This window comes from Pseudomonas sp. C8002, from assembly GCF_013385765.1.
Lineage (GTDB): Bacteria > Pseudomonadota > Gammaproteobacteria > Pseudomonadales > Pseudomonadaceae > Aquipseudomonas.
On the sequence record NZ_JACAPJ010000030.1, the window covers coordinates 64,090 to 64,317 of the forward strand.

At 59.2% G+C, this 228-nt stretch carries 1 pseudogene; it reads right to left on the bottom strand.

Annotated features, from left to right (window positions below):
• Nucleotides 1-47: 47 nt before the first annotated feature.
• Nucleotides 48-228: pseudogene (locus tag HX814_RS31355) on the bottom strand (hypothetical protein); the annotation flags it as partial.

Below are 228 nucleotides of genomic sequence, written 5' to 3' on the forward strand. Positions count from 1 at the left end.
GGCCTACCGGCCGGCTTGAGTGTGGTGAAGCAACAGCAACAGCAAGATCAGAATCGGGCACGGTCAAATGTGGGAGCTGGCTTGCCTGCGATGGCATCAACTGGGTGTACCTGATGCACCGAGTTGTCTGCATCGCAGGCAAGCCAGCTCCCACAGAAAAGCAGAGCCACACCGCCCGTAGCAGCTGTCGAGCGCCAGCGAGGCTGCGTGCTTTTGATCTTGATCTGC